Origin of the sequence: Corynebacterium bovis DSM 20582 = CIP 54.80 (assembly GCF_030408615.1) — a bacterium.
Lineage (GTDB): Bacteria > Actinomycetota > Actinomycetes > Mycobacteriales > Mycobacteriaceae > Corynebacterium > Corynebacterium bovis.
Genome location: NZ_CP047187.1, coordinates 1,649,584 through 1,673,621 on the forward strand (window position 1 = coordinate 1,649,584; position 24,038 = coordinate 1,673,621).

Annotated in this window: 19 protein-coding genes; 5 read left to right on the forward strand and 14 right to left on the reverse strand. The window is 71.6% G+C overall.

Annotation, left to right across the window (positions count from 1 at the left end):
* Positions 1–10 precede the first annotated feature (10 nt).
* Positions 11–2,320, forward strand: a complete 2,310-nt coding sequence (locus CBOVI_RS06685; protein ID WP_183273617.1) for a PASTA domain-containing protein — start codon at positions 11–13, stop codon at positions 2,318–2,320.
* 141 nt (positions 2,321–2,461) lie between these two features.
* Here the strand turns inward: CBOVI_RS06685 and CBOVI_RS06690 are convergent, their stop codons facing one another.
* Genes CBOVI_RS06690 through CBOVI_RS06700 form a run of 3 tightly spaced genes read right to left on the reverse strand, consistent with a single transcriptional unit; the run spans position 2,462 to position 5,606 of the window.
* Entirely contained in the window at positions 2,462–3,850 is a 1,389-nt protein-coding gene (locus CBOVI_RS06690; protein ID WP_010265655.1) for a class II 3-deoxy-7-phosphoheptulonate synthase, read from the reverse strand.
* A gap of 45 nt (positions 3,851–3,895) precedes the next feature.
* The gene (locus tag CBOVI_RS06695; RefSeq protein WP_010265642.1) at positions 3,896–4,408 is read right to left on the reverse strand and encodes a polyadenylate-specific 3'-exoribonuclease AS; all 513 of its coding nucleotides are present in this window, start codon (positions 4,406–4,408) and stop codon (positions 3,896–3,898) included.
* A gap of 10 nt (positions 4,409–4,418) precedes the next feature.
* Positions 4,419–5,606 (reverse strand): acyltransferase family protein, encoded by a 1,188-nt coding sequence (locus tag CBOVI_RS06700; protein ID WP_157998189.1) that lies wholly within the window; start codon positions 5,604–5,606, stop codon positions 4,419–4,421.
* Between the two features lie 96 nt (positions 5,607–5,702).
* Between CBOVI_RS06700 and CBOVI_RS06705 the strand changes: the two genes are divergently transcribed.
* Complete coding sequence (locus tag CBOVI_RS06705; protein WP_010265636.1) at positions 5,703–7,097, forward strand: glycosyltransferase 87 family protein; 1,395 nt, start codon at positions 5,703–5,705, stop codon at positions 7,095–7,097.
* Here CBOVI_RS06705 and CBOVI_RS06710 read toward each other — a convergent pair.
* From CBOVI_RS06710 to CBOVI_RS06730, 5 genes are all read right to left on the reverse strand, one after another.
* Positions 7,035–7,820 carry a lysophospholipid acyltransferase family protein gene (locus CBOVI_RS06710; protein ID WP_050798189.1) on the reverse strand — a complete coding sequence of 262 codons (786 nt, stop codon included), beginning with the start codon at positions 7,818–7,820 and terminating at the stop codon, positions 7,035–7,037. The two genes, CBOVI_RS06705 and CBOVI_RS06710, sit on opposite strands and share 63 nt — an antisense overlap.
* A gap of 28 nt (positions 7,821–7,848) precedes the next feature.
* Positions 7,849–8,841: an ROK family protein gene (locus tag CBOVI_RS06715; RefSeq protein ID WP_029157724.1), complete on the reverse strand. Its 993-nt coding sequence runs from the start codon at positions 8,839–8,841 to the stop codon at positions 7,849–7,851.
* Positions 8,842–8,919: 78 nt separating this feature from the next.
* Positions 8,920–10,131: a glycosyltransferase family 4 protein gene (locus CBOVI_RS06720; RefSeq protein ID WP_010265627.1), complete on the reverse strand. Its 1,212-nt coding sequence runs from the start codon at positions 10,129–10,131 to the stop codon at positions 8,920–8,922.
* Positions 10,131–11,327: an NlpC/P60 family protein gene (locus CBOVI_RS06725; RefSeq protein ID WP_232625906.1), complete on the reverse strand. Its 1,197-nt coding sequence runs from the start codon at positions 11,325–11,327 to the stop codon at positions 10,131–10,133. Before CBOVI_RS06725 ends, CBOVI_RS06720 begins: the two co-directional genes overlap by 1 nt.
* An 88-nt stretch (positions 11,328–11,415) precedes the next feature.
* Complete coding sequence (locus CBOVI_RS06730) at positions 11,416–12,033, reverse strand: C40 family peptidase (RefSeq protein WP_010265623.1); 618 nt, start codon at positions 12,031–12,033, stop codon at positions 11,416–11,418.
* 558 nt (positions 12,034–12,591) lie between these two features.
* Here CBOVI_RS06730 and CBOVI_RS06735 point away from each other — a divergent pair.
* Complete coding sequence (locus CBOVI_RS06735) at positions 12,592–13,458, forward strand: 3'-5' exonuclease (RefSeq protein WP_010265621.1); 867 nt, start codon at positions 12,592–12,594, stop codon at positions 13,456–13,458.
* A 169-nt stretch (positions 13,459–13,627) separates the two neighbouring features.
* Here CBOVI_RS06735 and qcrB read toward each other — a convergent pair whose 3' ends face one another.
* The 4 genes from qcrB to ctaE all read right to left on the reverse strand — a co-directional run bounded on the left by qcrB (position 13,628) and on the right by ctaE (position 18,064).
* Positions 13,628–15,277, reverse strand: a complete 1,650-nt coding sequence (qcrB, locus tag CBOVI_RS06740; protein ID WP_029157723.1) for a cytochrome bc1 complex cytochrome b subunit — start codon at positions 15,275–15,277, stop codon at positions 13,628–13,630.
* A complete protein-coding gene (gene qcrA, locus CBOVI_RS06745; protein ID WP_010265613.1) occupies positions 15,274–16,479 on the reverse strand; it encodes a cytochrome bc1 complex Rieske iron-sulfur subunit in 1,206 nt (401 codons plus the stop codon). The genes qcrB and qcrA overlap by 4 nt, the downstream gene beginning before the upstream one ends.
* Positions 16,476–17,381: a cytochrome bc1 complex diheme cytochrome c subunit gene (gene qcrC, locus CBOVI_RS06750; protein WP_029157722.1), complete on the reverse strand. Its 906-nt coding sequence runs from the start codon at positions 17,379–17,381 to the stop codon at positions 16,476–16,478. Before qcrC ends, qcrA begins: the two co-directional genes overlap by 4 nt.
* 71 nt (positions 17,382–17,452) lie before the next feature.
* Positions 17,453–18,064 (reverse strand): aa3-type cytochrome oxidase subunit III, encoded by a 612-nt coding sequence (gene ctaE, locus CBOVI_RS06755; protein WP_010265606.1) that lies wholly within the window; start codon positions 18,062–18,064, stop codon positions 17,453–17,455.
* Between the two features lie 522 nt (positions 18,065–18,586).
* Here ctaE and trpD point away from each other — a divergent pair.
* Positions 18,587–19,756, forward strand: coding sequence for an anthranilate phosphoribosyltransferase (gene trpD / locus CBOVI_RS06760; protein ID WP_010265603.1), 1,170 nt, complete (start codon positions 18,587–18,589; stop codon positions 19,754–19,756).
* Between the two features lie 217 nt (positions 19,757–19,973).
* On the opposite strand, the gene ctaF is transcribed toward trpD, so the two are convergent.
* Positions 19,974–20,405, reverse strand: coding sequence for an aa3-type cytochrome oxidase subunit IV (ctaF, locus tag CBOVI_RS06765; RefSeq protein WP_010265600.1), 432 nt, complete (start codon positions 20,403–20,405; stop codon positions 19,974–19,976).
* 29 nt (positions 20,406–20,434) lie between these two features.
* Positions 20,435–21,529 (reverse strand): aa3-type cytochrome oxidase subunit II, encoded by a 1,095-nt coding sequence (gene ctaC, locus CBOVI_RS06770; RefSeq protein WP_043360647.1) that lies wholly within the window; start codon positions 21,527–21,529, stop codon positions 20,435–20,437.
* 410 nt (positions 21,530–21,939) lie between these two features.
* Here ctaC and asnB point away from each other — a divergent pair, with 410 nt between their 5' ends.
* Complete coding sequence (asnB, locus tag CBOVI_RS06775; RefSeq protein WP_010265581.1) at positions 21,940–23,877, forward strand: asparagine synthase (glutamine-hydrolyzing); 1,938 nt, start codon at positions 21,940–21,942, stop codon at positions 23,875–23,877.
* Positions 23,878–24,038 lie beyond the last annotated feature (161 nt).

The window sequence follows — 24,038 nt, forward strand, 5'->3', positions numbered from 1 at the left end:
CCCACACCCCATGACGGAACTTCACGAGGGCGACCTGCTGGAGAGCCGCTACCGGATCGGAGCGACGATCGCCAGGGGCGGCATGTCCACCGTCTACCACTGCGTCGACACCCGCCTCGACCGCGAGGTCGCGGCGAAGGTGATGGACCCGTCCCTCGTCGACGACCCCGCGTTCCGCACCCGGTTCGAGCGGGAGGCCCGCGCGGTCGCGAAGCTCAACCACCCGTGCCTCGTCAACGTCTTCGACCAGGGGGTCGACGGCGACCACGTGTTCCTCGTCATGGAGCTCGTCCCGGGCGGGACGCTGCGGGAGCTCCTCCGCGAGCGCGGTCCGATGCCGCCCCACGCGGCCCTGGCCGTCATGAGTCCCGTCCTCACGGCCCTCGCGCTCGCCCACGACCACGGCATGGTCCACCGGGACATCAAGCCGGACAACGTCCTCATCCGCGACGACCACCAGGTCAAGCTCGCGGACTTCGGCCTCGTCCGGGCGGTCGCCCAGGCGAACCCGACCCAGACGGGCCCCGTCATCGGCACCGCCGCGTACCTCGCCCCCGAGCAGGTCCAGGGCCACCGCACCGGCCCCCAGGTGGACGTCTACTCCGCCGGGGTCCTGCTGTTCGAGCTGCTCACCGGCACCACCCCGTTCCACGGCGAGACGCCGACGGCCACCGCGGTCATGCGCGTGGACCATGACGTCCCCGCCCCGTCCGGGGCCATCGACGGCGTCCCGCCCGAGCTCGACGACCTCGTGCTCACGGCGACGGCGCGCGACCCGCTCGACCGGTTCGCCGACGGCGGGGAGTTCCTCGCCGCGGTCCGCCGCACCGTCGCGGCCCTCGACCTGCCCGAGTTCGACGTCCCCGCGCCGGAGGACAGCGCGGTCCGCCGCGCGCTCGAGGGGTCGGACTTCGGCGACCGGCTCGCCTGGGACGACGACGCGATGGCGACCCGCACGGTCGGCGGCGTGCCGGAGGCCGACCCGGTGCACCGGCCCGGCCCGGCCCCCGCCCCGGTGTACGACGACTCGCTGCCGCCCAGCCAGGAGCGCGCCCGCCGGAACTACGGCGACCTCCCCGGGCCCGCGGAGACGCGGATCCAGCCGTCCCCCGGGTTCCACGGCCCGGCGGTCCCCCCGCCGGACGGTGCCGTCCCCGACCACGCCGCGGCGTCGCCCGTCGGGGCCGGGGCACCCGCGCCGGCCGCTCCGGCGCCGGCTCCGGCGGCCCGCGCCCGCCGGCCCCTGACGAACCGGTCCCCCGTGGGGACGGTCGTGTGGACGGTGCTGCTCGTCCTCGTGGTCGTCGCCGTGGCCGTCGGGGCCTGGTGGACGACCTCGGGGCGGTTCGGCGAGATCCCCCAGGTGGTCGGCATGGACGCCACGCAGGCCCGGGCGTCGGTCGAGGCCGCGGGGTTCACCTCGGCCGTGGAGGAACGGTACGGCAACGACGCGCCGGAACAGGCGGTGATCGGCACCGACCCCCCTTTCGGGCAACGGGTACCGCGCGGTAGTCGGGTCGCGGTGCTCGTCTCGCTCGGCCGCCCGACCGTCCCCACCCCCGGTGCCGGCGACACCCTCTCGGCCTACCAGTCCCGGCTCCGCGACCGCACCCTGCAGTGGACCGTCGCCGACGAGGTCTACAGCGACTCCGTCCCCCGCGGCGTCGTCGCGACGGTCTCCCCGTCGGCCGGCACGGTCGTCCCCACAGGGTCGACGGTGACCGTCCACGTGAGCAAGGGGCCGCGGCCGGTCACGGTCCCCGACGTCCGCGGCCGGGACGAGGCGGCGGCCCGCGCGGCACTGACCGCGGCGGGGTTGCAGGTCGGTGAGGTCCGCCGGGTCTTCGACGCCGACGTCGACGGGGGCGACGCCGTCGCGACCGTCCCCGCCGCCGGGGGCAGCGCCCCCTCGGGCTCGCGGGTGACCCTCGAGCTCTCGAACGCGGTGACGGTCCCCGACGTCACCGGTCTCGGTGGGGACGACGCCCGCCGCCGGCTCAGCGACGCCGGCCTGTCCGCGAAGGACGGGGGCACGACCGCGGAGACGACGGAGGACGCCGGCGACGTCGCCCGGCAGGACCCCGCCCCGGGCACCCGCGTCGACCCGGCCGGGGGCGCGACGGTGACCCTCACCCGGTCGTCGTCCGTGCGCGTGCCGCTGGTCATCGGGCTCACCGCGGACGCCGCCCGGTCCCGCCTCGAGGCCGCGGGGCTCCAGGTGGTCGTCGAGGGCCGCCGGAACGGGTTCGTCGTCACCCAGTCCCCCGGCCCCGTCGGCCGGGCGGCGGAGGGCGACACCGTCACCCTCCACACCCTCTGAGCGGCCCGTCCCCCCCGGGACACAGGGCGAGACCCCCGGGACACGGGCCGAGCCCCATGGAACACGGGCTCAGCCCCCATGGAACACGGACTCAGCCCCCGCTGAGCGGACCCCGTCCCGGAATCCCGCCCCCTCGCGGGATCAGTTCCGCAGCATCTCCGCGACGAGGAACGCCAGCTCCAGCGCCTGCTGGGTGTTCAGCCGCGGGTCGACGACCGTCGCGTACCGGTCCGGCAGGTCGAGGTCGGTGATGTCCTGGGCGCCGCCGACGACCTCGGTGACGTCCTCACCGGTGAGCTCGATGTGCACCCCGCCCGGGTGGGAGCCCAGGGCCCGGTGGACCTCGAAGAAGCCCTGGACCTCGTCGATGATCCGGTCGAAGTCACGGGTCTTGTACCCGTTGGACGACGTGTACGTGTTGCCGTGCATCGGGTCGCACTGCCAGATGACCTTGTGGCCGGTCGCCTCGACGGCCTCGACGATCGGGGGCAGGGCCTCCCGGATCGTGTCGTAGCCCATCCGGGAGATGAGGGTGAGCCGCCCGGGCTCGTTGTGCGGGTCGAGCCGGTGGACGTACTCGACGGCCTCCTCGGGCGTGGTCGTCGGCCCGATCTTCACGCCGACCGGGTTCGCGATGAGCGCGGCGAACGCGATGTGGAAGTCCTCGACGCCACGCGTGCGCTCCCCGATCCAGACCTGGTGCGCCGAGAGGTTGTAGAGCGCGGTCTCGCCGTGCTCGTCCTCGGCCAGGCGCAGCATCGACCGCTCGTAGTCGCGGACGAGCGCCTCGTGGGAGCAGTAGATGTCCGCCGACTGGAGCGTCGTGTCGTCGACCCCGCAGGCGCTCATGAACTCCAGGCCCCGGGAGATCTCCTGGGCGAGGGCCTCGTACCGCGCTCCCGCCGGGGAGTTCGCGACGAACTCACGGTTCCACTCGTGGAGCTTGTGGAGGTCCGCGGTCCCCGAGGACGTCAGCGCCCGGACGAGGTTCATCGCGGCGGACGAGTTCGCGTACGCGCGCACCATGCGCGACGGGTCGTGCTCCCGCGCCTCCGGGGTGGCCTCGATGCCGTTGACGAGGTCGCCCCGGTAGTTGAGCAGGCCGTTGGCGTCCCGGTCCGCCGACCGGGGCTTCGAGTACTGTCCCGCGATCCGGCCCATCTTCACGACCGGGGTCGAGGCCCCGTAGGTGAGGACGACGGCCATCTGCAGGAGCGTCTTGATGTTGCCGCGGATGTGCGGCTCGGTGTTGGCCTCGAAGGTCTCCGCGCAGTCGCCGCCCTGGAGCAGGAACGCGCGGCCGAGGGCGACCTCGGCGAGCTGGGCCTTGAGACGCCGGACCTCGGGGGCGACGACGATCGGCGGGACGGACTCGAGGATCTTGCGCACCCGGTCGGCGTGGGCGGTGTCCCAGGTCGGCTGTTGTTTCGCGTCCCGGGCGAAGGCGTCGTCGAGCTGCTCCCGGATACCATCCGGCAACGGGGGCAGGTCGGGGAGTTCATCGAGCGGGGCGTCAATTGTCCAAGACATGGTCACATCATACGGACAGCACGGACGTCACCCCCATGAGGGCGGTCAGCGGGACCGGCGGGCGGCGCACAACCGGTACCGGACGAGGTTGAACCGCGCGTCCTCGAGCGCGTCGTGGACGGCCCCGGACTGCTCCGGCAACGTCGGCCGCCCGACGTCCTCCCACAGCTGCTTGAGCTCGTGCGTGAAGCGGGGGAGCTCCCGGGGCAGCGTCGTCATGTCCCCCCACAGCTGGACGAGCGCCAGGTGGTCGTAGGCCCCGATCCACGCCCACAGCTCCGGGCGGTCGTGCTGCGCGAGCCACTCGCCCTCCCGGTGGTCGGGCAGGAGGAACCGGAACAGCTCCTCCCGGATCCGCCGGCGCGTCATCCACGCCGGGTCCGACCGGGGAGGCAGGTGCGGCAGCACGTGGCGACGCACCCACGGTCCCGCCCGCCGCGCGTCGAACTCCGTGGACACCGCGTAGAACTCCCGGCCGTCCTCGCAGACCACGCCGATGGACACGAGGTCGACGGTCCGTCCGTCCTCGATGAATTCGGTGTCGTAGAAGTACCGCACCGGGCCGAGTCTATCGTCCGGCCGCCGGCGCGCCCCGTCGGGCCGTGTCCCCCGCCGTCCCGACCGTGGGCGCCGCACCCGCGGGCCGCGACCGGCGGGGCAGCGGGGGCGGGTAGAGCACCCAGCGGAGGTACGGGACCTTCCCCACCGCCCACAGGGCCAGCCCCGCCCCGGCGCACGTCACCAGGCCCAGGACCATCGAGGGGTTGACGTCGAGAAGGACCCCCCACCGGCCCGGGTCCCGGTCGACGAGCCACGGCACGACCGTGCCCCGCACCCAGATCAGGGCCCCCAGGTGGGAGACGTACACGGGCAGGGTGTTCCGGCCCACCACCGAGAGCACCCGGGAGACCACCGGCGTCCGGCCCAGCCACACCGCGACGACCACACCGAACGGCACCGCCGCCACCGACCGCACGAGGGCGAGGAGCACGCTCACCGCCGCCCGCCGCTCCGTGAAGCCGTCGGCGATGAAGTAGAGGTCGACCGGCCGGTAGACCATCTCCCAGCCGACGAACAGGGCCAGGGTCACGACGACGACCGCCGGGCGGTGGGCGCTGTCCGCCAACCGACGCAGCGCCGGGCGGAGGTGGAGACCGAGGAAGAAGGCCGGGGCGTAGACCACGAGCTGACGGACCGCAGGGTGCATGACGGCCCCCGTCGCCGCCGCCACGAACAAGGGCAGCACGGACACGGCGACCGCGGCCCACGGCGGGAACCGGCGCAGCGCCCACGCCGCGAGGGTGTAGAGGATCAGCGCGTGGAGGAACCACAGCCCGGGCTCCCCGGTCACGACCGCCCGGACCAGCTCCCACGGCGTCACGGACTCCGCGCCGAACCCGTGGAGGACCTGGCGGGCGTGCCAGGGGGTGAAGACGACGTACGGCACGAGGAGGAACCACAGCCGCCGGTGCCACAGCTCGCCGAGCGACCGCTCCAGGACGCGGTGGCTGAAGAACCCGGAGACGAGGAAGAACAGGGGCATGCGCACCGGATCGAGGACGGAGGAGAAGAACCCCCACGTCGTGGCCATCCCGTCCGGGTAGCCCGTCACGACGTGCATGAGGCACACCCCGATGATGGACATCCCCTTCGCGACGTCCGCCCAGACGACCCGGCCCGACGCTCCCCCGGCACGCCCCCCGCCGGATACACCGCGGCCGACGGGCCGTGAGGAATTCTCCGTGGTCGTCGACATCCTGTCGAGCGTGCCGTATATCATCGGACGGGTCAAAACGGCCCGGCACCCGGCCCGACCGCCCCGTGCCCGGCCCCTGTACGGAAGGCCCGTCCCGTGCCCCTGCCCGCCCTCCCCGACCCGGCCCCGCTTCCCCGGACGCCCGGGCCCGCGCACCGTGCCGGCGTCCCCCTCAGCCGGCCGGTGAGGATCGCCGGGGCCGTCGTCCTCGCGGCGAGCACCGTCGTCTTCATCCTCACCGTGGTGGTGCGGCCGGACGGGCCGGTCTACCTCCTCGACCTCGACGTCTACCGGGGAGGGGCGCGGCTCGTCCTCGACGGCGGCGACCTCTACGGCACCCCGGTCCCCGTGCGGTTCGGCACGCTGCCCTTCACCTACCCGCCGCTCGCGGCCCTGGTGTTCATCCCGCTGGCCCTCCTGCCGCAGGCCGTGGCCTCCCTCGCCGTGACCGTCGTGACGTGCCTGGGCCTCGCCGTCACCGTCCACGCCCTCGCGCGCGAGGCCGGCACCACGCTGCCCCGGCGGGACGTCGCCGTCGTGTCCGTCCTCGCGCTGCCCGTCCTCGTGTGGTTCCACCCGGTGCTCCAGACGTTCGGCTTCGGGCAGGTCAACGTCGTCCTCATGGCCGTCGTCGCGGTCGACCTCCTGCTCCCGCGGACCCCGTGGCCGCGGGGCGCGCTCATCGGGCTCGCGGCCGCGGTGAAGCTCACCCCGGCGGTGTTCGTGCTCGTCCTCCTCCTGCGCCGGCGGTGGCGGGCGGCCGCGGTCGCGGTGGGCACGGGGCTGGGGGCCAGTGCCCTCGTGTGGCTGGTCCTCCCCGCCGACTCGACGGCGTACTGGTTCGGGGCGCTGCGCGACCCCGGGCGGATCGGGAGGCTCGAGTACGCCTCCAACCAGTCGCTGCGGGGAGTCGTCGCGCGGACGGTCAGCGGCGGGGACGACGTGCAGTCCGTCGTGTGGGTCGTGGCGTCCCTCGTCGTCGCCGTACTCGTCGTCGCGGCGATGGTGCGGCTGCTGCGCCGGGGGGCGGTCACCGCGGCGGTCGTGGCGAACGCGCTGCTGGCGCTCCTGGTCTCGCCGGTGTCCTGGTCGCACCACTGGGTGTGGGTCGTGCCGATGCTGCTCGTCACCGGCGCGGCGGCGGTGGCGGGGCGGGGTGCGGTGCCGGTGGTGCTGGGGTGTGTCGTCGCGCTCGTCGCGACGGTCGCCCCGGTGCACGTGTTCCTGCCGTCCGACGACGGCGTCGAGCGGACGTGGCCGCCCCTCCTCATGATCCTCGGGTCGGAGTACCCGCTGGTCGGGATCGCCTGGCTCGTCGCGGCCGTCGCCGCGCCCCGGGCGTTCCTCCCCGGCCCGCGACGGGCGGCCCCGGCGGGTCCGGCGTCAGGGGCCCCGGAGTCAACGGGTCCGGCGACAGGGGAACCGACGTCAGAGGAACTTCCGGCCGAGACGCCCCACGCGCGCCGCACCGTCGCCGAGACGGACACCTGACCCCGGCTCCGTCCCCTCCGGGTAGCCACGCCCCGCGTTGAGGGACTCCTTGACGTCCGCGGCGTAGACGTCCGGGAGGTACTCCTGGCCGCCGAGGCGGGCGAGCTCCTCCATGATCGCGTCCGTCAGGGCCCGGGCCTGGGCGTAGTCGTCCCCGGCGTCGCGGAAGTCGTCCGGGTGGATGGGGTCGCCGACGACGCACCCGCACCGGTACGGCCGCGGGATCCACGAGCCGATGGGGTTGACCCACTCCGTGTTGATCATCACCACGGGGTACACCGGGCAGTTCGCGGCGAGGGCGATGCGTGCCGCCCCCGTCTTGCCCCGGTAGAGCCGCCCGTCGGGCGACCGGGTGCCCTCGGGGTACATGCCCTGAAGGTCGCCCCGCCCGAGGACCCGCAGCGCGGTGTCCAGGGCCGCGTCCTGGGAGGACTTGTCCGACCGGTCGATCGGGACCTGCCCGACGCCGGAGAAGAACCACCGCTGGATCGTCCCCACGAGGCCCGGGGTGGTGAAGTACTCCTTCTTCGCGAGGAAGGTGATCTGACGGCGCGCCATGAGCGGGAGGTAGAACGAGTCCATGACCGCCAGATGGTTGGAGGCGAGCATCGCCGCCCCCTCATCCGGGATCTTGTCCAGACCGTCCGAGAAGGGCCGGTTGTAGGCCCACAGCAGCGGGCCGACGAAGACGTGCTTCAACCACCAGTACACCTTGTTCTGCATGAGACTCTTCTCTGTGTCGTTCTCGTCGTCAGGCTGGTGCCCCACCGGCACGCCCCGTGACCTCCGCGGCCCGGAGGGCTACGCCGATCATACCGGCCTCCGCCCCCAGCCCCGCGGGTGTGACACGGGCCAGCGGCCGGTGGCCCGCGCCGACGCAGGACTCGGCCATGACCTCGACCGCCCGGTCGATGAAGATGTCGCTGTCGAGGCTGAGGCCGCCGCCGAGGACGATGAGACCCGGGTCCATGACGTCCTGGACGAGGGCGAGACCCCGGCCGAGCCACGTCGAGACGTCGTCGATGACCTCCCGCGCGAGGGGGTCGTCCTCCCGCGCCAGGCGGACGACGCTGCGACCCGTGATCTCCTCCGGCTGCGAGTGGAACTGCTGGGCGAGGCGGCTGTCCGGGTGCCGGCCGGTGGCGATGAACTCCCGCGCGGTGAGCGTGATCGCGCTGCCCGAGCAGTAGCGTTCGAGGCACCCGCGACGCCCGCACGGGCACGCCCGGCCGCCGGGGACGACGGTGAGGTGGCCGAACTCGGGCGCCGTGCCGTAGGCGCCGCGGTACATCTCGCCGTCGATCATGAGCGCTCCCCCGATGCCGGTCCCCAGGGCGAACAGCACCCACGTCCCGGCGTCCTGCGCGACACCGAGGTAGCGCTCGCCCCACGCGGCGGCGTTCGCGTCGTGCTCGAGGATGACCGGCAGCCCGATCCGGGCGGACAGGCGGGCGACGACGTCGGTGTCCCGCCACGGCAGGTGCGGGGCGAACCGGACGGACCGCTGGTCGGCGGTGACGAACCCGGCGACCGCGAGCCCGACGGCGGCGACGTCGTGCCGGGCCCGGAGGATGTGCACGGCGTTGGCGATCGCGGTCTCGAGGGCGTCGACGGACGACGGGGTGGGGAGTTTCTCGACGTCGACGACGGTCCCGTCCGCGTCGACGACCGCCGCGCGGAGGTTCGTCCCCCCGATGTCGATGCCGACCGTGCGCGGGCCGTGGACCACTCCCCTGTCAGACACCACCGTCAGCCACCACTGCCCTTCCTCACCCGGTTCCGGTCGGGTACGATCCTCCGGTCAACCACACCAGGGTAACGGTCAGCCCGACGAGGTCCAACTGTGCCGCGGGGGCACCCGGCCGTCCCCGGCGAGGACGGCGCGGAACTGCCGGCCCATGACCTCCCAGTCCCACGCGGCGACCATGTGGTCCCGACCCGCCCGGCCGTACCGCCGCCGACGCGCGGCGTCGTCGAGCAGTGCCGCGACGGTCCGTGCGACGTCCCCGGTGTCCCGGCCGTCGACGACGTCCCCCGTCACCCCGTCGACGACGGTCTCCGGGGCGCCGCCGCCGTCCCCGGCGACGGTGGGCACGCCGCAGGCCTGGGCCTCGAGGAACACGATCCCGAGGCCCTCGACGGAGAAGCCGCCCGCCCGCGTGCGGACGGGCATGGCGAAGACGTCGCCGGCGCTGAACGCCCCGACGAGGTCGTCCGGGGGCACGGGCCCGGTGAACGTCACATGGTCGGCGACCCCGAGGTCGCCGGCGCGGCAGGCGAGGCGGCTGCCGTACTCCCGCGGCGACGCGTCGGGGCCGCCGCCGGGCCCGACGACGAGGAGGTGCGCGTCCGGGACGGTGCGCAGGATCCCCGGCATCGCCTCGACGAGCGTGTCCTGGCCCTTCCGGGGCACGATGCGGGACACGCAGACGACGAGGGGCCGACCGGCCGGGACGCCGTACCGGGCGCGGATCCGGCCGGCGGCGTCGGGGTCCGGGTGGAACCGGGCCGTGTCGACCCCTCCGGGCAGGGGCTCGAGGGCGACGTCCGGGCCGAAGGCGGACGCGAACCGGCGCCGGGCGTACCGGGAGACGAAGGTGAGGCAGTCGCAGTCGCGACCGATCCGGCGGAGGACCGCGCGCCCGCCCGGGACCATCGACCACCCGACCTCGTGGCCGTGGGTGGAGGCGATGACGCGGGTCGCGCCGGCCGCCCGGGCGCGGCCCGCGAGCAGGCCGAGCGGCGTCGAGGACCCGAACCACACGGTGTCGATCCCCTCCGCGCGGATGAGGTCCGCCATCGCGCGCCCCGTCGCGGGGGTGGGGAGCATGACCCGTCGCGGCCACCGCACGACGCGGTACGGCAGCCCCGCGTCGTGACGCCGCGCCGCCTCACGGTCCTGCGTCGAGGCGAAGACGGTGAGGCGGTCGGGGTCGATGAGGCCGCAGTAGTCGCGGAGATACGACTGGATCCCGCCGAGGGTCGGCGGGAAGTCGTTCGTGACAAGAAGGACGCGCGGCCCGGACGTCGCCATCAGTACCGCGCGGCCCCCGCGAACGGCATGCTGTCGACGCTGCTGACCTGGACCGGGATGCCGTAGTCCGAGGCGTGGACGATCTTGCCGTCCCCGATGTACATGCCCACGTGGGTGACCCCCGGGTAGAACCCGACGATGTCGCCGGGCTGGAGGGCGTCCCGGCTCACCGGCGTGCCACCGGAGACCTGGGCCTGGGACGTGCGCGGGATGGACTTGCCCTGCTGCTGGTAGGCCCAGTACATGAGACCGGAGCAGTCGAAGGCGTCCGGGCCGGCCGCACCCCACGAGTACGGGGCCCCGAGCTTGCCGAGGGCGGCCTGCACCGCACCGGTGACGGCCTGGGCGACGTCGCCCGCGGAGCCGAGGGGCCCGGAGCTCACGGCCTCCTGCACCTGGCCGAGGAACGTCTGGACGTCGACGTCGATCGGGCCGTGCCTGTCGACCCACCGCTGCTTCTGCTCGGGGGACATGCCGTCGACGGCGGCGGTGATCTGGTCACGGAGGGTGTCCAGCTGGCTGGTCCGCTCCGCCAGCTCCTGCTGCCGGTGGCGCAGGTCGGAGACGGAGAAGTCGGCCGTGGCCTTCGCCCGCATCGCGGCGGACTTCGCGGACGCCGCCTTCTCCAGGGACTCGCGCATCCGCGTCTGCGTCGCACGGTCGTTGGCCCGGAGGGCGTTGATGTACGCGGCGCGGTCGACGGCGGCCTGCGGGGTGCCGGCGCCGGCGATCGCGGCGACCTGCTCGGCCGTGGCCCCGCGGTACTTGGCGTTGGAGAGTTCCGTGACGTCCTTCGCCGACGCCGCGGCCTGGGCCTGGGCGGCCTCAGCCTCGCGGCTCGTGCGCTCCACGTCGGCGGCGGCCCGGTCGCGCTCCTGCTGCGCCAGGCCGATGCCGGAGGTGACCTCCTGGACACGGTCGCTGACGGCCTGGCTCTGCGCGGAGACCGCGCTCAGCCGGTCGAGGAGCGCATCCGCGTCATCCGTCGGCAGCGGGGAGGTGTCGACGGGCATGTCCGCCGGGTCGACCGGCGCCGGGGGCGCGACGGGTGCGGCGGGCTGCGGTGCCGACTGGTCGGCGGGGGCCGCCGGGTCCGCGAGGGCGGACGGCGCCGCCGCGGACGCCAGGGTGAGTGAGAGGAGACCGGTGACGGTCCGGCGGGCACGACGACGTGAAGGGAGCGAATGCGTGGGCACGTTCAAGGATTCCTGTCCAGTGGGGCTGACGCTGACAGTCTGCCACATCAGTGTGGGGGGTGTGGCTGAACTGCCGCCGGGGGGTGGATCAGAACCGGACCGCGTTGTTGACCGGCATGTAGTTGAGGTCGTTCACCTGCACCGGGGAGCCCTCGTTGAGGGCGTTGACGATCTTGTTGTCACCGATGTAGATGCCGACGTGGGACGCACCCGCGTAGTAGGAGACGATGTCGCCGGGCTGGAGGTCGTCGAGGGAGACCGGGGCCCCACCGTACGCCTGGGCGTCGGAGGTCCGCGGGATGGCCTTGCCGACCTGCTGGTAGGCCCAGGAGGTGAGCCCGGAGCAGTCGAAGGCGTTGGGGCCGGCGGCGCCCCACGCGTAGGGGCTGCCGACCTTGGACATCGCGGCGTCGGCGATCTGGCGGCCGACGGAGACGGCGGCGTCGACGGAGGCGGGGACGTCGGACGGGGCGAGCGCCGGGCCACCCTGGAGCGAACCGGCCGGGGTGCCTACCGGGGCGGCGGGAAGCGCCTGGGAGACCTGGTCGACGAGCTGGTCCGGGACGTCGACGGAGACGTCGGTGCCGGGGACCGTGAACGTCGCGGCGTTGGCGGTCGCCGGGGCGACGACGGCGGCGCTGACGCCGACAACGGCGGCGACGGCGGCGGTGCGGCCGGTGTGGTTCTTCTTGAGGTGCTTGCCCATGTGGGTGGAAGCCTTTCCGTGTGAGTCGATTCCTGAGGGGATCGAGGGCGACGGTCGGTCCGCCGGGAGGGGTTAGGTCGGTGACGCGGTGGCGGTGTCATCGGCGATGGTCCCGTCGTGGGACCGCGTCTCGCAGACCCCCTTCCTCGAAGGTCTCGAGAAGATTACGAAACGGCAACGTTTCATGTCCAGCCCATCGCCCCGACCGCACCCTGTCAGCGCTTGTTATGGATCCGTGACCAAACCGGCCAGCCGCCGGGGACCGTCGCGACATCCCGTTGTTATCGATCCGTAATAAAGACATGACCAGCGCATTTCAGGGCACCCCTTCCGCTGCCCGCGCCGCCCCGACAGGCCCCGACCCGGCCACATTCGGAGTTACTGTGAGCTTGGTCACACTCTGTCGCGTGTCTGTCCCAATCACCCCAGGATCACCGCGGGTCACACCGTCCACATCGCCCGGGGACGTCCCCGGGCGGTTCCGTACCCGTCCGCACGTGCTCGCGGTCCGCGGCGGCCTCCCGGGGGACCGTCCACCCCGCCGGCTACGCTGGACCCGTGCACAGCGACCACCCCGCCGGGCCCGGCGACAGGGCCCCCGAGACCCCGGCCTCCTCTCCCGCTCCGCGTTCCGTTCCGCCCACCTCCCCGCCCGCATCCACGTCACGCGCCACGTCCGGCACGACGACGGCTGGTTCCACCGGAGGCACGTCCGGCACGACGACGGCAGGGTCCACGGGCGCCACGTCCGGCACGACGACGGCAGGGGCCACGGGCGGCACGTCCGGCACGACGACGCCCCGGGGCACGGTCGACTGGTCGCGGTTCGACGCCGCCTGGGAGCGGTGCGTCGTCGTGGATGTGGAGACCACCGGGCTGGACCCCGCGACCGACCGCATCATCGAGTGCGCGGTGCTCGTCGTCGACCGCGGGGAGGTCCGTCGGACCCATTCCGCCCTCGTCAATCCCGGACGCCCGCTCCCAGAGGTCATCACGGGCATCACCGGGATGGTCGACGCCGACCTCGCCGACGCGCCCCGGGCCGACGCCGCCCTCCCCCGGATCCTCGACCTCATCGGGGACCTGCCGTTGCTCGGCCACAACGTCGCGTTCGACATCGCGTTCCTCGAGGCCGAGGCCCACCGCGCGGGCGTCGACCTGCCGACCGGGGGCCGACCGGGGCCGCGCATGCGTGACCGGGCGGTGTGCACGGCCGCGGCGGCCCGGGCGGTGATCCCCCGCGCCGCGGTGGGCCGGTACCGGCTGTCGACCCTCAGCGAGTACATCGACGCCCGGCACCGCCCCACCCACCGGGCTGTCGACGACGCCCTGGCGACCCTCGAGCTCTACCGGGTCCTGCGGCGTCACCGTCGCCGCCCCGACCCCCGGTGGGTGCCGACGGGCCCCTCCACGGCGACACCCTGACGCCGCCCACGACCTGTCCACCGCGCCGCGGCCACCGCCCGGATCCCCGTGCCGGGCGCCATGTGCCCGGGCACGCACATACGACCGCACCCCGCCGTCCCTCTCGGGGATGACGGGGTGCGGTGGTGACCGGGGTCAGCGCGCGGTGGCCGCGCGCCTGGCGGGTGGATCAGCTGTCGTAGCGGTCCTCGCCGGACTCCCAGGCCTCCTTGTTGCGCTCCTGGAGCTTCTCGAACATCTCCTTGCGCTCGTGGTGGTTCGCTTCCTCGATGCTCTCCGCGGTGTCCGCGACCGAGGCCGGGTCCGGGCGGAACATTCCGCCGCGACCGGGCTCGCCCGCCGCGCCGAGCTCGTTCATCGTCTTCGGGACGACGGCGCCGGCGTACGGCAGCGGGATCGGGTGGCCGTGCTCGTCCACCGGGCCGAGCGGCTGGTGGACCTCGATGAAGCCACCGCTCGGGAGCTGGCGGATGGTGCCGGTCTCGATACCGTGCTCGAGCACCTCGCGGTCGGACCGCTGGAGGCCCAGGCACAGCCGGTACGCGATGAAGTACGCGGCCGGCGGGAGCAGGATCAGACCGATGCGGCCGACCCAGGTCATCGCGTTGAGCGAGATCTGGAAGTGGAGGGCGAACAGGTCGTTACCACCGGAGATCGTCAGGAGCGCGTAGAACACGAGCGCCATGACGCCGAGGGAGGTCCGGACCGGAACGTCCCGCGGACGCTGCAGCAGGTTGTGGTGCGCGTTGTCGCCCGTGAGCTTCGCCTCGATGAACGGGTAGGCGAAGAGGAGGGCGACGAGGATGCCCAGCATGACCGCGACCCAGAACACCGCCGGGACGGTGTAGTTGCCGAGGTAGAGCTCCCACGCCGGCATGACACGGGCGGCACCGTCCGTCCACAGCATGTAGATGTCGGGCTGCGAGCCGGCGGAGACCTGCGACGGGTTGTACGGGCCCAGGTTCCAGATGGAGTTGATCTGGAACAGGCCGCCCAGCAGCGCGACGACACCGAAGGTGATGAGACCGAAGGACACGGAGTGGACGGCGAAGACCGGCATGATCCGGACGCCGACGACGTTGCGCTCCGTCCGGCCCGGGCCGGGGAACTGCGTGTGCTTCTGGAACCAGACCAGCGCGAGGTGCGCGGCGATCAGGGCGAGCAGGATGCCCGGGATGAGCAGCACGTGCGCGATGTACAGGCGCGAGATGATGATGTCGCCCGGGAAGTCACCGGCGAACATGATCCAGTGCATCCAGGTGCCGATCACCGGCAGGCCGATGATGATCGCGGACATGATGCGCAGGCCCACGCCGGAGAGCAGGTCGTCCGGGAGGGAGTAGCCCATGAAGCCCTCGGCGACGGACAGGAGGAGCAGCACGCAGCCGATCGCCCAGTTCGCCTCACGCGGCTTGCGGAACGCACCGGTGAAGAAGATGCGCATCATGTGGACCATGATCGAGATCGCGAAGAGCAGCGCCGCCCAGTGGTGGACCTGGCGGATGAAGAGGCCGCCACGCACCTCGAAGGAGAGGTTCAGCGCGGTCTCGTACGCGCGGGACATCTCGACGCCGTTCAGCGGGGCGTACGCACCGTCGTAGATGACCTTCGACATCGAGGGGTCGAAGAAGAGCGTCAGGTACACACCGGACAGGATGAGGATCACGAAGGAGTACAGCGCGATCTCACCGAGCATGAAGGACCAGTGGGTCGGGAAGACCTTGTTGATCTGCGTGCGCACCATGCCGGCGGCGGTGTACCGCTCGTCCATGTTGTTGGCCGCCGTGGCCAGGTGCGACTGTTTCGTTGTCGTTGTCATGACTTGCGCTCCCAGAATGCCGGGCCGACGGGCTCGATGAAGTTGCCCTTGGCGTAGAAGTACCCATCGCTGTCAACGGAGATCGGCAGCTCGGGAAGCGCACGGGCCGCCGGGCCGAAGACCGGCTTGCCGTAGTGCAGCGCGTCGAACTGCGACTGGTGGCACGGGCAGAGAATGCGGTTGGTCTGCTGCTCGTACAGCGACGTCGGGCACCCGATGTGCGTGCAGATCTTCGAGTAGGCGTAGTAGTCGCCGTAGTGGAAGTCCTCCTGGCCCTGACGCTGGACGGCGTTGAGCGCGTCCTTGTGCCGCAGGCGGATCAGCATGACGGCGTTCCGCGAGCCGTGGATGGACTCCATCTGCTCCTCGTAGACGTCACGCTCGGCGTCGTACTTGTCGTTGTCGTTGACCATCTCCTCGGTCATGGGGAACACCGTCTCCATGCCGCCGGCGGAGAGGTCCTCCGGGCGGAGCCGCACGAGGCGGCTGACGCCGGCCGTGGAGTAGTGGCCGTCGCGCTCCTCGGCGACGGCGCCGGTGTCGCGGCCGAGGTAGACCTTCTCGTTGTGCTCGGTGAGGGTCCAGCCGGTCGTCCACAGCGTGCCGTCGCCGGAGATCGACATCGCCTTCGGCTTCCACGGGTTCTTGATGATGCCGCCGAGCGGGAGGATCACGGACAGGCCGGCGAGGGCGGCGCCACCGCCCATGAGGCCCATGAGGACCTTGCGGCGACCCAGCGTCGACGTCTGCCAGGAGTCGTTGAGCAGCGCGACGAGCGTGCGCCGGTCAACCTCCTCCGACGGACCGTCGTGGCGGCGCTGCACGGAGATCTCGTCCGGGACGAAGTCCTTGGAGAACTGCACGGCGCCGATGCCGATGAAGAGGATCGCGAGACCCGCGCTCAGGCCCAGCAGCGGGGTGTACAGGCTGTACATCCCGACGCCGTCCTGCTCGAGGTGCTTGTACTCCCACGGCCAGAACAGGTACACGCCGATGAAGACGATGCCCATGAGGATGGCCAGGATGAACCACACGGCGACGCGGCGCGAGGCCCGCTTCTCCGCGGGGTCACCGGGGATGGGGAACCGCTCCTTGCGGTACGCGACGGTGACGTCGTCCAGTTCCGTTCCGAGGCGGGCGAGCTCGTCATTGCTCATCTCCGCGAGCTCGGCCTTGGTGTAGCTGCTTCTGGTCTCACTCATGACCGGGATCCAATCCACATGGCCGCGCCGATCAGCACGACGATACCGACGAACCACATCAACATGCCCTCGGTGACCGGGCCGATACCGCCGAGGTCGTAACCGCCCTGGCTCGGGGTCTCCTTGGCCGACTTGATGTAGGCGATGATGTCCTTCTTCTCGTCCGCCGTGAGCTGGCGGTCGGAGAACTTCGGCATGTTCTGCGGGCCGGTGAGCATGGCCTGGTAGATCTCCTGCTCGTTGGCCGGGCCGAGCGGCGGGGCGTACTTGCCGCCCGACAGGGCACCGCCCTTACCCGTGAAGTTGTGGCAGGAGGCGCAGTTCAGCCGGAAGAGATCGGAACCGCGGGCGACGTCCTTCGGGTCGATCTCGCCGTTCTTGTTGTTCTCACCGCGGAGGGACTCCATGGAGATGGACCCGTCCGCGTCACGGACGATGCCCGGTCCCCCACCGTTGGCGTTGACGTACGCCGCGAGCGCGAGCGTCTGCTGCTCGTTGTAGCGCGGGGCCTTGCGGCCGGCCTGCGCCTCGTTACGGAGCATCGGCATGCGGCCGGAGTGCACCTGGAAGTACACGGCGCCTTCGCCGACACCGACGAGGTTCGGCCCGCGGTCACGGACACCCTGGAGGTTCGCACCGTGGCAGGTGATGCAGGCGACCTGGTAGATCTCCTTGCCCTGCTGGACGAGAGCCGCCTCATCCGTGTTGGCGGTCGCGGTCTGCGGGTCGGGTGTGAGCGCGTCGGCCAGGAAGCCGGCACCGGTCAAACCGATCAGCAGCGCGAAGGCCCCGGCCAGGGTGCGGCGGAGCCGGCGACGGCTCCTTTTCGTCATGCGGCCCCGCGTGCGGCGGGACGCCTTGGCGGGAGTCGGGCCCGCGGCAGTGTTGGAGTTGGTATCCATCTTGTTCCCTTTAGCTCGTCATTGGAATGCGATGGGCTGTAGGCCGGCCAGTGGTCGACCCGAACGGCCTACTACTGGATGAGGTAGATCGTGACCCAGAGGCCGATCCACACGACGTCGACGAAGTGCCAGTAGTAGGACACGACGACGGCCGCGGTGGCCTGGGCGGGGGTGAACTTGGACTTCATCGTCCGCAGGATGATGACGACGAAGGCCAGGACACCGGCGAGGACGTGCGCGCCGTGGAAGCCGGTGGTGATGAAGAACACCGACCCGTAGACGCTGCTGTCCACGCGGGTCCCCTCCTCGTAGAGGTGGAAGTACTCGTACCCCTGACCGATGAGGAAGATCAGACCCATGACGACGGTGAGGGCGTACCACCGTCGGAGCCCGAAGACGTCACCCCTCTCCGCGGCGAACACGCCCCACTGGGCGGCGAACGACGATCCCACGAGGACCACCGTGATCACCGCCGCGTACGGGACGTTCAGTTCCGTCGGCTCCGAGGGCCAGTTCCCCTGCGAGTTGGCCTTGGACACGAAGTACATCGCGAACAGGCCCGCAAAGAACATCAATTCCTGAGACAGGAACACGATGGTGCCGACACTGACCATGTTCGGCCGGTTCAGTGTCGCGACCCGTCGTGTCGCTGCCGTACCTGGGTTTCCAACTGCGCTCGTCACGTAGATCAGTATGACGCCTCCAGCCCGCAGAGTCGATTCGCAACCCCGGGAACCTTCCAACTCTCTGCAAACCTGCAGGTCGCGGCTGTCAGATTCCCGGGAATCCACCACTAACGGGGTTAGCCGGGAACTTTTCGACCCTCCCGTCCGACGCAAGCCAAACACCCAGGTCGACACCACGGACCTCAGGCGTCACAGCACAACCGCCGCGTCCCCGTGGCCCACGCGCCCCCACCCCCGGGCCGGGCGCCTCGACCACCCTGTCACACCCCACCGCCGGCGCCCTCCCCCGGCACCCGGGGCGCCCCGGAGGAGCACCTGCTGCTCCACCCCCGCTAAGCTGGACGGACCTCACACCGGACCGCCGCGACGTACCGGGTGCGGCACCCGCCGCACGCACGCCACGCCCGCTGGCGTGCCGACCACACGGGCACGCCACGTGCCCGTGCGTCGGGCGCGGGTCCGGAGCAGAACTCCCCTGCGGAAAGGCGGAACACCGTGCCCACACCACCCTCCAGCGACATGCCCTCGCCCGACACCGCCGCCACCGGCCCGAACGCCGCCACCGGCCCCGACGTCGCCGGCGGCCGGGGCCCCGCGCGCTCGACGGCCGCGGACGTGACCTCGGCCCTCGACGAGGGACAACTCCCGTCGTCGTACTTCACGTGGCCGGGGGTCCTCGACCGCATCGGCCGCCGGGAGGAGCTCAGCGAGTCCCAGGTGACCTGGGCCGTCCGCGAGATCATGGCCGGGGAGGCCTCCCCCGCCCGCATCGCGGCGTTCGCCTTCGGCATCCGCGTCAAGGGCATCTCCGCCGCCGAGCTCGCGGCGGCCGCCGGGGCGATGCGGGAGTTCGCCACGTCCGTCGACTTCTCGGACATCCCGGGGACGGTCGACATCGTCGGTACCGGGGGCGACGGCCACCACACGGTGAACATCTCGACGATGGCCTCCTTCGTCGTCGCCGGCGCCGGGGTGCCGGTGGTCAAGCACGGCAACCGCGCCGCGTCGTCGAAGTGCGGCGGTGCGGACATGCTCGAGGCCCTCGGCCTGGACATCGACCGCGACCCGCGGACCGTGCACGACGACGCCCTGGCCACGAACTTCGCCTTCATGTTCTCGAAGACGTACCACCCGGCCATGCGGTACGCGGGCCCGATCCGCTCCGACCTCGGGGTCCCGACCATCTTCAACCTGCTCGGCCCGATGACCAACCCGGCCCAGCCGGACTACGGGCTCATCGGCTGCGCGTTCCGCGACATGATGCCGATCGTCGGCGGGGCGTTCGCCCACCAGGGCAGCCGGGTGCTCATCGTCCGTGGCCTCGACGGCATGGACGAGGTCAGCATCTGCGCGCCGACGGAGGTCGTGACGGTCGACGCGGAGGGGCGGACCGGTGAGGCGGTCATCAACCCGCGCTCGCTCGGGCTCGACGTCTACGACCCGGACAGTCTGCGTGGCGGCGACCCGGAGTACAACGCGCGGGTCGCCCGCGACCTCATGGCCGGACAGGTCCACGGCGCGGTCAAGGACGCGGTCCTGATCAACGCCGCGGCAGCCCTGGTGGCGGTCCACGGCTGGGAGGAGGAGGGGCTCATCCCCGCGTTGCGGTCGCAGCTCGTCGTCGCCCGCCGGTCGCTGGAGTCCGGGGCCGCCCTGCGGACCATGGAGCAGGTCGTCAACCGTCCCTGAGGTCACCGGGCCCTCGCCCGGGGTCATGTCACCGGGCTGTCGCCCCGGGGCGGTGTCCTCCCCCCCCATCAACGCACGAGACGACGGGGCACCCACAGGAAGGATGTGGGTGCCCCGTCGTCGTGTCGGGTCACGGGCACCGGCGGCGGTCGGGCGTCACACGCCTCCGCCCGCCGATGCCGGCCGGGGACCGGTCACCGGGTCTCCGGTCGACCGGTCAGTGCTTCTCCGGCGGAACGCCGTACTGCAGGTTGAGCTTCGTCGCGGCCCAGATGAGGATGACCGCGCCGGCGACGATCATCCACAGGTGCCAGAAGGCGATCCCGTAGCCGATGACGGCGACGCCGCACGTCATCGCGAAGGGCCAGATCGAGCTCGCGGAGAAGAAGCCGAGCACACCGGCGCCGTCCTCGATCTCCGCCTCCTCCCAGTCGTGGGGGGCGATGTCGGACTTGCTGTCCGTGAGGTGGAGGTACGCCGCGAGCATGAGGCTCAGGAGCGTCGCGAGTGCCAGCGCCGTCCCGCCGGCCCACTCGATGCCGACCCGGCTGCCCGGGTCGCTCACCAGGCCGGTGGCGACGAAGTAGAACACGGTCATGACGACGAAGAAGGCCGACAACCCGTAGAAGATCTTCGATGCGGAGTTCATGGTCTCTATCCTCTTCTCTGCCGCCGGGCCTACGCAGCCTGGTTGCGGTCGACGCTGTTGTTGCCGTCGCGGGTCATCTCACGGCCCGGGACGAACGGCTTCGTCGAGGTCGCGAAGCCCTTCTCACCGATCGACTCGAGGGCCTCGGAGTTCGGGGCCTTGGGGTGCTGCTCCCGGTACTGGATGTAGCTGGTGAACTTCTCCGGGGAGACGACGCGGACCTCGAAGTTCATCATCGCGTGGTAGGTGCCGCACATCTCGGCGCAGCGGCCGACGAAGGCGCCCTCCTGGTCGATCGAGGAGATCTGGAACCGCCGCTCCGACTGGTTGGCCTCCGGGTGCGGGAAGACGTCCCGCTTGAAGAGGAACTCCGGAACCCAGAAGGAGTGGATGACGTCCGCGGACGCGAGGTTGAACTCGATCGGCGTGTTCGACGGGAGCACGAGGACCGGAACCTCCTCGGTCGAGCCGAGCGTCTCGATCTTGTCGAAGTTCAGGTACGAGTAGTCGTCCTTCGCGCGGCCGTGGATCGGGCCGACGGACTCACCCTCCTCGCCGCGGGTGGTCGACTCGAACTGCGACCCCTCGGCCTTGTCCTGGGCCTCGCGGTCGACGCCCTGGTAGGTCGTCCCGCCGTTGAGCGAGGCGTCGACCTCGCCGTAGCCGAACTTCCAGTTCCACTGGAAGCCCGTGACGTCGACCTTGACCTTCGGGTCCTTGTCCTGGGCCGTCACCGTGCCCTGGGTCTGGACGGTGAAGAAGAACAGGACCATGACGATGAGGATCGGGATGGTCGTGAGCACGAGCTCAAGGGGCACGTTGTACCCGGTCTGCCGGGGGAACTCCCCCTTGCCCTTCTTCTCGGCACGCTTGGCGCTGAAATTCACCACGGCGAAAATCAGGAGGCCCCACATGACGATGCCGATGATCCAGGCCGCGACCCAGACCCAGACCCAGAAGTTGCCCATCTGGGTCGCCTCGGGGGTGATGCCCTTCGGCCAGCCGAAGCGGAGTGCCCGGAAAAATGCGTTGTCCGGCGGATTCACGCCACAGCCTGCCAGGAGCAGCGAGCTTGCACCCAGGACGCCGGCCAGAGCCAGCTTCCGGGTCTTTGAGAGCGCCATGCGGTGTTCCACGCGAGTATGCCTTCCTCGATCACACGTCGTGTTGCCTCGGGTCAACCTGTCACACCGCCTGCAGTACGCGGTACGACAGACCCGGTTCACCCGGAACCTTAGTCCATCACGGCGCAGGACTCTGCATCACCGTCACCGGTTGTCCCTTTTCGGGGTTGGCCGACGCCACACGGGACACCATTCCCGCTGCCCCGCACCCGGGCCCCCGGTCGCCTCCCCGGCCCGGACGGCGTCGTCCGGACCACCCCGGTGTTCCTCCGCGGGGCTGTCCGGGGCTCCGGGTACTGTTGGGACATCCACCGGGGCCGTCCCGCCCACCGGGACGGATCGGCGGCGGTCCCTGCCCGCCCTCCGTGTCCCCTCCCCTGTCCCCAACCCATGGAGTTGAACCTCTCACTATGTGCGGCCTGCTTGGATTCCTCTCGTCCGACGGCTCCGCCGGCATCGTCGTCGACGCCGTCACCGAGGCCCTGCCCTGCATGCACCACCGCGGTCCGGACGACAGCGGCACGTGGCACGACGACGACGTCGTCTTCGGCTTCAACCGCCTGTCGATCATCGACATCGCACATTCCCACCAGCCGCTGCGCTGGGGCCCCCCGGAGTCCCCGGACCGGTACGCCCTGACCTTCAACGGTGAGATCTACAACTACGTCGAGCTCCGGGAGGAGCTCCGGGCGGCCGGCCACGAGTTCCGGACCGACGGCGACTCGGAGACGATCGTCGTCGGGTTCCACCACTGGGGTGCCGACGTCGTCGAGCACCTCCGGGGCATGTTCGCCTTCGCGGTGTGGGACTCCGTCGAGCGGACGCTGTTCCTCGCCCGCGACCCGTTCGGCATCAAGCCGATGTACATCGCGACGACGGACGCGGGGACGGTCTTCGCGAGCGAGAAGAAGTGCATCCTCTCCATGGCCGGGACCATCGGTCTCGACGAGAGCCTTGACCCGCGTGCGATCGAGCACTACACCGACCTCCAGTACGTTCCGGAGCCGGAGTCCCTCCACGCCGCCGTCCGGCGCCTGGAGTCCGGCTGCCACGCGACCGTCGCCCCGGGCGGCGAGGTCACGCAGACCCGCTACTTCCGCCCGCGGTTCCCGGTGACCCCGGTGCGGTCCGGGGAGGAGGACGCCCTCTTCCGCAGGATCGCCGCGGCGCTGGAGGACTCCGTCGAGAAGCACATGCGGGCCGACGTCACGGTCGGGTCGTTCCTCTCCGGCGGGATCGACTCCACCGCGATCGCCGCGCTGGCGAAGCGTCACAACCCGGACCTCCTGACGTTCACCACCGGCTTCGAGCGCAACGGGTACTCCGAGGTCGACGTCGCGGCGGAGTCGGCCCGCGCCATCGGGGCCGAGCACATCGTCAAGGTCGTCTCCCCGGAGGAGTTCGCCGAGGCCGTGCCCCGCATCATCTGGTACCTCGACGACCCCGTGGCCGACCCCGCCCTCATGCCGCTGTACTTCGTCGCCGCGGAGGCCCGCAAGCACGTCAAGGTCGTCCTGTCCGGCGAGGGCGCCGACGAGCTCTTCGGCGGCTACACGATCTACCGGGAGCCGCTGTCCCTCGCGCCGTTCGAGAAGATCCCCGCCCCGCTGACGTCCGTGCTGTCCCGGCTCGGCGACGCGCTGCCCGACGGGATGCGGGGCAAGTCGCTCCTCCAGCGCGGCACGACGCCGCTCGAGGACCGGTACTACGGCAACGCCCGCTCGTTCAGCTACCCGCAGCTGGAACGGGTCCTCCGCGACGCCCGGCCGGAGTGGGACCACCGGGAGGTCACCGCGCCGATCTACGCCGAGTCCCGCGACATGGACCCGGTCGCGCGCATGCAGCACCTGGACCTGTTCACGTGGCTGCGCGGCGACATCCTCGTCAAGGCGGACAAGATCACGATGGCGAACTCCCTGGAGCTGCGCGTTCCGTTCCTCGACCGCGCGGTCTTCGACGTCGCCCAGACGATCCCCCACGAGCTCAAGCTCAGCCACGGGACGACGAAGTACGCGCTCCGCAAGGCCCTGGAACTCATCGTGCCGGAGCACGTCATCAACCGGAAGAAGCTCGGGTTCCCGGTGCCGATCCGGCACTGGCTCGCCGGGCCGGAGCTCTACGACTGGGCGCGCCGCACCATCGAGGACTCGCAGACGGACCACATCTTCAACAAGGCCGAGGTGCTCTCCATGCTCGACGAGCACCGCCGGTCGATGACCTCCGGGTCCGGCCCCGACCACTCCCGGCGGCTGTGGACGGTCATCGCGTTCATGATCTGGCACGGCATCTTCGTGGAGAAGCGCATCACCCCGGACATCGACCAGCGGGACTACCCGGTCGAACTCTGAGGCACGGCCCCGCGGCGTCGCCCGGTGCGGGCGGGTCCGGGGCGTACGGGCCGGAGCGGGCTCCCGTGCGGGCGGGCCCCGCGGTGTCGCCCGGTGCGGGCCGCCCACCCCGCTGTACACACGGACGCCCCCGGCGTGACGGGTCAACCGTCACACCGGGG

Excerpts from the sequence above, each read along its gene's own strand:
- CBOVI_RS06685 (WP_183273617.1), top strand. The coding sequence starts at position 11 with ATGACGGAACTTCACGAGGGCGACCTGCTGGAGAGCCGCTACCGGATC.
- CBOVI_RS06690 (WP_010265655.1), bottom strand. The coding sequence starts at position 3,850 with ATGTCTTGGACAATTGACGCCCCGCTCGATGAACTCCCCGACCTGCCC.
- CBOVI_RS06700 (WP_157998189.1), bottom strand. The coding sequence starts at position 5,606 with ATGTCGACGACCACGGAGAATTCCTCACGGCCCGTCGGCCGCGGTGTA.
- CBOVI_RS06710 (WP_050798189.1), bottom strand. The coding sequence starts at position 7,820 with ATGCAGAACAAGGTGTACTGGTGGTTGAAGCACGTCTTCGTCGGCCCG.
- CBOVI_RS06720 (WP_010265627.1), bottom strand. The coding sequence starts at position 10,131 with ATGGCGACGTCCGGGCCGCGCGTCCTTCTTGTCACGAACGACTTCCCG.
- CBOVI_RS06730 (WP_010265623.1), bottom strand. The coding sequence starts at position 12,033 with ATGGGCAAGCACCTCAAGAAGAACCACACCGGCCGCACCGCCGCCGTC.
- qcrB (WP_029157723.1), bottom strand. The coding sequence starts at position 15,277 with ATGACAACGACAACGAAACAGTCGCACCTGGCCACGGCGGCCAACAAC.
- qcrA (WP_010265613.1), bottom strand. The coding sequence starts at position 16,479 with ATGAGTGAGACCAGAAGCAGCTACACCAAGGCCGAGCTCGCGGAGATG.
- qcrC (WP_029157722.1), bottom strand. The coding sequence starts at position 17,381 with ATGGATACCAACTCCAACACTGCCGCGGGCCCGACTCCCGCCAAGGCG.
- trpD (WP_010265603.1), top strand. The coding sequence starts at position 18,587 with ATGCCCTCGCCCGACACCGCCGCCACCGGCCCGAACGCCGCCACCGGC.
- ctaF (WP_010265600.1), bottom strand. The coding sequence starts at position 20,405 with ATGAACTCCGCATCGAAGATCTTCTACGGGTTGTCGGCCTTCTTCGTC.
- ctaC (WP_043360647.1), bottom strand. The coding sequence starts at position 21,529 with ATGGCGCTCTCAAAGACCCGGAAGCTGGCTCTGGCCGGCGTCCTGGGT.
- asnB (WP_010265581.1), top strand. The coding sequence starts at position 21,940 with ATGTGCGGCCTGCTTGGATTCCTCTCGTCCGACGGCTCCGCCGGCATC.